Annotated in this window: 6 protein-coding genes; 3 read left to right on the forward strand and 3 right to left on the reverse strand. The window is 70.5% G+C overall.

Annotated features, from left to right (window positions below; genetic code table 11):
* Positions 1-34: 34 nt before the first annotated feature.
* The 3 genes from ACLBYE_RS16580 to paoA are packed head-to-tail and all read right to left on the reverse strand — an operon-like array spanning position 35 to position 3920.
* Positions 35-2257, reverse strand: a complete 2223-nt coding sequence (locus tag ACLBYE_RS16580; RefSeq protein ID WP_447695011.1) for a molybdopterin cofactor-binding domain-containing protein — start codon at positions 2255-2257, stop codon at positions 35-37.
* Positions 2258-2278: 21 nt separating this feature from the next.
* On the reverse strand, positions 2279-3253 hold the full coding sequence (locus ACLBYE_RS16585; protein WP_447695012.1) for an FAD binding domain-containing protein: 975 nt from the start codon (positions 3251-3253) through the stop codon (positions 2279-2281).
* 10 nt (positions 3254-3263) lie between these two features.
* Complete coding sequence (paoA, locus tag ACLBYE_RS16590; RefSeq protein WP_447695013.1) at positions 3264-3920, reverse strand: aldehyde dehydrogenase iron-sulfur subunit PaoA; 657 nt, start codon at positions 3918-3920, stop codon at positions 3264-3266.
* Between the two features lie 321 nt (positions 3921-4241).
* On the opposite strand from paoA, the gene ACLBYE_RS16595 reads away from it, so the two are divergent.
* The 3 genes from ACLBYE_RS16595 to ACLBYE_RS16605 all read left to right on the forward strand — a co-directional run.
* The gene (locus ACLBYE_RS16595) at positions 4242-5066 is read left to right on the forward strand and encodes an aldo/keto reductase (RefSeq protein ID WP_447695014.1); all 825 of its coding nucleotides are present in this window, start codon (positions 4242-4244) and stop codon (positions 5064-5066) included.
* Between the two features lie 138 nt (positions 5067-5204).
* Complete coding sequence (gene nadA / locus ACLBYE_RS16600; protein ID WP_091679341.1) at positions 5205-6221, forward strand: quinolinate synthase NadA; 1017 nt, start codon at positions 5205-5207, stop codon at positions 6219-6221.
* Positions 6218-6464: FAD-binding protein (locus ACLBYE_RS16605; RefSeq protein ID WP_447695015.1), on the forward strand; the 247-nt coding region annotated here is incomplete at its 3' end. The genes nadA and ACLBYE_RS16605, both read left to right, overlap by 4 nt.

The following is a 6464-nucleotide window of genomic DNA, read 5'->3' on the forward strand; positions in this document are numbered from 1 at the left end:
CGCCGGCGAAAGCGGCCCCCGGACAGTCTGGCCCTCAGGTCCGCCGCTGCGCCTGGCCCTCCTGCTCCTCGAAGCCCTTGAGCATCTTGTCGAGGGTCATCGGGTAGTCGCGGACCCGGATCCCGGTGGCGTTGTAGATCGCGTTGGCGAGCGAGGCGCCGGCGCCGCAGATGCCGAGCTCACCGAGTCCCTTGCTCTTCAGCGGGTTCGCCTTGTCGTCGAGCTCCGGCAGGAACACCGCGTCGATCTCCGGGAGGTCGGCGTGGACCGGCACGTGGTACTCGGCCATGTCGTGGTTGACGAAGTAGCTGTAGCGCGGGTCGACCACGGCATCCTCCATCAGCGCCGCGCCGACGCCGAAGGTCATGCCGCCGATCGCCTGGCTGCGCGCGGTCTTGGCGTTGAGGATGCGCCCGCCGGTGAACACGCCGAGCATCCGCCGCAGCCGGATCTCGCCGGTATCGACGTCGACGCCGACCTCGGCGAAGTGCGCCCCGTACGAGTACTGCGAGAACTTCTGCTTCATCTCGCCGGGCTTGATCTCGCCGGAGGCCTCCAGCCCGGACTTGGCGAGGTCGGTGAGCGACTCGGTGCGGTTGCCGGAGGTGACCGCGCCGTCGCGGAAGGTGGCGCCGTCCGGGTTGAGGTCGCCGGCCTTGAGCAGGGCCTGCCGGAGGTTGTCGCAGGCGACGTAGAGCGCCGAGCCCGCCGAGCCGGCGCCGAAGGATCCCCCGGAGCCGGCCGCGAACGGGAAGTCGGTGTCACCCATCTCGACCCGCACGCGCTCGGGCGGCAGCCCCAGCATCTCGCCGGCGATCTGGGTGAGGATCGTGTAGGTTCCGGTGCCGGGATCGGTCATCGCCATCCGCACCACCAGCACGCCGTCCGGCCCGAGGCGGACCTTCGCGGCCGACGGCATCAGCGGGTTGAGGCGCGCGGCCGCCGACATGCCCATGCCGACGAGCCAGTTGCCCTCGCGCCGCGAGCCCGCGGCCTGCCGCCTGTCCCAGCCGAACAGGCGCGCGCCCTCGCGCATGCAGGGCACCAGCTTGCGGGTCGAGAACGGGACCTTTTTCTCGGGGTCCTCGGCCGGCTCGTTGCGCACCCGGAGCTCGATCGGGTCGATCTTCAACTGCTCGGCGAGCTCGTCCATGGCGCACTCGAAGGCGAGCTGCCCCACGGCCTCGCCGGGCGCGCGCATCGCCGAGGCGATCGGCATGTTGAGGTTCACGAGCCGATGGCGCGTCACGCGGTTCTGCGCCGCGTAGAGCGACCGGGTGACGTTGGCCGACGTCTCGAAGAACCCGTCGCCCTCCGCGGTGTCGGACCACGATTCGTGGCTGATCGCGGAGAGGCGCCCGTCCTGATCCGCGCCGAGGCGGATTCGCTGGATCGTGTCGGTCCGGTGGGTCGCGACGTGGAATTCCTGCTGCCGGGTGAGCGCGACCTTCACGGGGCGCTGGATCACCTTCGAGGCCAGGATCGCGAGCGTCGCCTCCGGCTGGACCTGCAGCTTCGCGCCGAAGCCGCCGCCGATATAGGGGCTGACGATCCGCACCTTCTCGGGCGGCAGCTTGAGCACGGAGCCGAGGGATTTCTGGCCCCGGTTCGGCATCTGGTTGGCCGTGTAGAGCACGACCCCGTCGCCTTCCCAGGACGCGATGGTGGCGTGCGGCTCCATCTGCGCGTGGATCTGGTTCGGCGTGACGTATTCCACGTCGAGCTTGACCGGTGCGGCCGCGAAGGCGGCGTCGAAGTCGCCGAGCTTGGAGTCCGGCGGCGAGTTGACCGGCTTCGGCTCGTAGGCCGCCGCCAGGCTGTCCTTGAGCAGGCCCTTGGGCTTGGCCGCGTCGTACCGGACCTTGACCAGCATCGCGGCGGCGCGCGCCTGCTCGAAGGTCTCGGCGACCACGAAGGCGACCGGCTGCCCGTAGAACCGGACCTTGGTCCCCTGAAGCTGCGGCCAGACCTGCTCCTTCTTCTCGCCCTGCTCGGGCACGTTCTCGTGGGTCATCACCAGGATCGCGCCGGGCGCCTTGCGGGCGGCCTCCGCGTCGATCGACCGGATCGTGCCGGCCGCGATCGTGGCCGGCACGATGAAGCCGTAGGCGGGGGTTTTCAGTACCCGAGTCTCGTACGCGTAGGGCGCGTGGCCCGTGACCTTGAGCTTGCCCTCGACCCGGTCGAGGGGCTTGCCGACGAGGCCGTCGGGCCGGTCGTCGAGGGGCGTCCGGCCGATCGGCTGGTTCATCTCCATGGGAACGGTCCTTGCCGGGATCTACGCGCGGGTCGCCTGCGCCACGACGGCGCGCAGGGTTCGCCGGGTGAGCGGGATCTTGAAGTCGTTGCTGCCGTAGCCGCGGGCACCCTTGAGCACCGCGTCGGCGGCGGCGTCGGCCGAGCCGGTCTGCACCAGCGCCGTCTCGGCATCGGCCACCCGCCAGGGCTTGTGCGCCAAGCCGCCGAAGGCGAGCCGCGCGGCCTGCGGCTTGCCGCCCTCGGCCCCCGCGATCACGGCGGCGACCGACACGGTGGCGAAGGCGTAGGAGGCCCGGTCGCGGACCTTGCGGTAGATGTGCGTGCCGGCAACCGGCTTCGGCAGCGTCACGGCGGTGATGATCTCGCCCTTGCGCAGGTCGGTCTCGATCTGCGGCGTGTCGCCGGGCAGCCGGTGGAAGTCGGCGATCGGGATGCTGCGCGCCTGCCCGTCCGGGTTGACGGTCTCCACCGTCGCGTCGAGGGCCCGCATGGCGACGTTCATGTCGGACGGGTTGGTGGCGATGCAGGCCTCGCTCGCGCCGACCACCGCCATGATGCGGTTGAACCCGCCGATCGCCGAGCAGCCCGAGCCGGGCTCGCGCTTATTGCAGGGCATGGCCGTGTCATAGAAGTAGTAGCAGCGGGTCCGCTGGAGCAGGTTGCCGGCCGTCGTCGCCTTGTTGCGCAACTGGCCCGAGGCGCCGGCGAGCAGCGCCTTCGCCAGCACTGCGTAGTCCTTCCGGACCCGCGGGTCGGCGGCGAGGTCGGCGTTGCGCACGAGCGCGCCGATGCGGAGGCCGCCATCCTGCGTGGCCTCGACCTTGTCGAGCGGCAGCCGGTTGACGTCGATCAGCGTGGCCGGGGTCTCGATCTGGAGCTTCATCAGGTCGAGGAGGTTGGTGCCGCCGGCGATGAACTTGGCGTTCGGCCGTTCGGCCGCGAGCTTCGCGGCGTCCTGCACGGTGGCGGGGCGCTCGTAGGCAAAGGCCTTCATCTCCGCCTCCTCAGAGTTTGCTGGTGGCGGCGTCGCGGATCGCCGCGACGATGTTCGGGTAGGCGCTGCACCGGCAGATGTTGCCGCTCATCCGCTCGCGGATCTCGGCGTCGCTGAGCGTTGGGGGCGCCGCGACGTCCTCGGTGACGTGGCTCGGCCAGCCGGCCTTGGCCTCGCTCAGCATGCCGACCGACGAGCAGATCTGGCCCGGCGTGCAGTAGCCGCACTGGAAGCCGTCATGCTCCAGGAAGGCGGCCTGCATCGGGTGGAGCTTGTCCCCGTCCGCCAAGCCCTCGATCGTGGTGATCGAGTCGCCCTCGTGCATCGCCGCGAGCGTCAGGCAGGAATTGATCCGCCGGCCGTCGACCAGGACCGTGCAGGCCCCGCACTGGCCGTGATCGCAGCCCTTCTTGGTGCCGGTGAGCGCGAGGTGCTCGCGCAGGGCGTCGAGGAGCGTCGTGCGGGTGTCGAGGACGAGATCTTGCGGCTGGCCGTTGATGGTGAGCCGCACCGGCATGGTCTGCGGAGCCGGATCACCCGGCGCCGCCGCGGCCATCGCGGGACCGGGCCGGAACCCGAGGGCGCCGAGTGCGCCGGCCACCGCACAGCCTTCCACCACGGCCCGCCGCGTCAGCGCGAGCGGCTTCGTCGGAGTCGCGTCTGTCATGCTGCCATCCAGCCCGTGCAGCGCGCGTGGGACGCCGCGCGCAGCTTGGAATCTGGTGCGCCAACGTCCGGCCGGCTGGATTAGATCCGGTCCAGACTGCGCCCGTTCAGCGCGGCTCCGCCGCTACGGGCGCTGTACCCCTGTCGTGACCCGATCGCTCCATTCTTGCGAGCACGGGCAAGCAATCCAGGGCGCCGCGACATCGGTGCCCGTGGCGCCCACTGGGTTGCTTCGCTGCGCTCGCGAGGACGGGGACGCCTGGGAACGCGTTCCGCTGCGAGCGTTTGGGTTGATCGGACAACGACACCGGAGTCTCGCCTCATGGCTATCCCGACCCTGCCGCTCAACGACGGCCGACACATCCCGCAGATCGGCTACGGCTGCTGGCAGCTCTCGGACGCCCAGGCTCCGGATCTCGTCGGACAGGCCCTCCGCGCCGGCTATCGGCTCATCGACACGGCCGCGGCGTACGGCAACGAGGCGGGCGTCGGCCGCGGCATCCGGGACGCGGGGATCCCCCGCGAGGAGATCTTCCTCACCACGAAGCTCTGGAACGATCGCCAGGGCCGCGAAGAGGCGAGGCGCGCCTTCGACGAGAGCCTGCGGCAACTCGGTCTCCCGTATGTCGACCTGTACCTGATCCACTGGCCGTGCCCGCAGCGTCGCCTGTTCGTCGAGACCTGGAAGACGCTGATCGAGCTCCGGAAGGAGGGCCGCGCGAAGTCCATCGGCGTGTCGAACTTCTCGCCCGAGCACCTCGCCACGCTGATCGGCGAGACCGGCGTGGCCCCGGCCGTCAACCAGATCGAGCTGCACCCCTATTTCCAGCGCAAAGACCCGCGCGCCGAGGACGCCCGCCACGGGATCGTGACCGAGTCGTGGAGCCCGCTGGGCCGGGGCAAGGAGCTGAACGACCCGGTCATCGTCGCGGTCGCGGAAGCGCACGGGAAGACGCCCGCGCAGGTGGTGCTCCGCTGGCAGATCCAGATCGGATGCGTGGCGATCCCCAAGACCGCCACCCCGCGGCGCATCGCCGAGAACATCGCGCTGTTCGATTTCGAGCTCGGCGCGGACGAGATGGCGCGGATCGCCGGCCTCGACCGGGCCGACGGCCGGATCGGGCCGGACCCGGCGACCTTCTGCTGAGCGCTCGAGCCTTCGGCGGTGCAGCGTAACATCGCACCGCAAAAGATTTATGCTCACAGCTAGCATATCTGGACAGGCGCGTCCGGCCCCCATAAGTTAGACGGCACAATGCTCAAACTGAGCATAATGGAGGACGCCATGACGGCGACCGTTGCACCCGTCTCCCGCACGACGATCCCGGGCCTGCCCCTTCCGGATCTGTACGCACGCGTCAGCCGGCACGTCCCCGCGATCGAGTGGCCGGCGCTCGCCCCCGATATCGAGGCGATCCTGCGCCTGAAGCGGGAGCGCAACGCCGTGATCCTGGCGCACAACTACCAGGCGCCCGAGATCTTCCACACGGTGGCCGACATCGTGGGCGACAGCCTCGCGCTGGCCCGCGAGGCGGTGAACGTGAACGCCGACGTGATCGTGCTGGCGGGCGTTCACTTCATGGCCGAGACGGCCAAGCTCTTGAACCCGAGCAAGACCGTGCTCATCCCCGACATGGGCGCCGGCTGCTCGCTGGCCGATTCGATCACCGCCGCGGACGTGCGCGGCCTGCGCGCCAAGTATCCGGGCGTGCCGATCGTGACCTACGTGAACACCTCGGCGGCCGTGAAGGCCGAGTCCGACCTGTGCTGCACCTCCGGCAACGCCGTCGCAGTGGTGAAGTCGCTGAACGCCCCCCGCGTTCTCATGATCCCCGACGAGTTCCTCGCGCAGAACGTCCAGGCCGAGATCCCGGAGGTCGAGATCCTGACCTGGGCCGGCCACTGCGAGGTGCACGAGCGCTTCACCCCGGCCGACATCCGCGACGTCCGCGACAGCTATCCCGGCGTGACCGTGATCGCGCACCCGGAATGCCCGCCGGACGTGGTGGCCGAATCGGACTTCTCGGGCTCCACCGCGATGATGATGGACTTCGTCGTCGAGAAGCGGCCGAAGCAGGTGGTGCTCGTCACCGAGTGCTCGATGGCCGACAACATCGCGGCGCAGAACCCGGACATCGAGTTCATCAAGCCCTGCAACATGTGCCCGCACATGAAGCGGATGAGCCTGCGCAACATCCGGCGGTCGCTCGAGACGATGACCCACGAGGTCACGGTCGACCCGGCGCTCGCCGACCGCGCCCGGGCCGCGGTCGAGCGCATGCTCGAGGTGCGCACGCGATGAACGCGATCTCCCCCAACAGCGCCGACCGCGTCGTCGTGGTCGGCGGCGGCGTCGCGGGCCTCAGCGTCGCGCTGCGCCTCGCGCCCCGCCCGGTGACGCTGGTCACGGCCTCGGCCCTCGGCCTCGGCACCGCCACCGGCTGGGCCCAGGGCGGCATCGCCGCCGCGGTCGGCGCCGACGACGCGGCGGCGCTCCACGCCGCCGGCACGGGGGCCGCCGGCGCCGGGGTCACCCGGCCCCGCG

The sequence above is a fragment of the Methylobacterium sp. A52T genome (assembly GCF_053346095.1).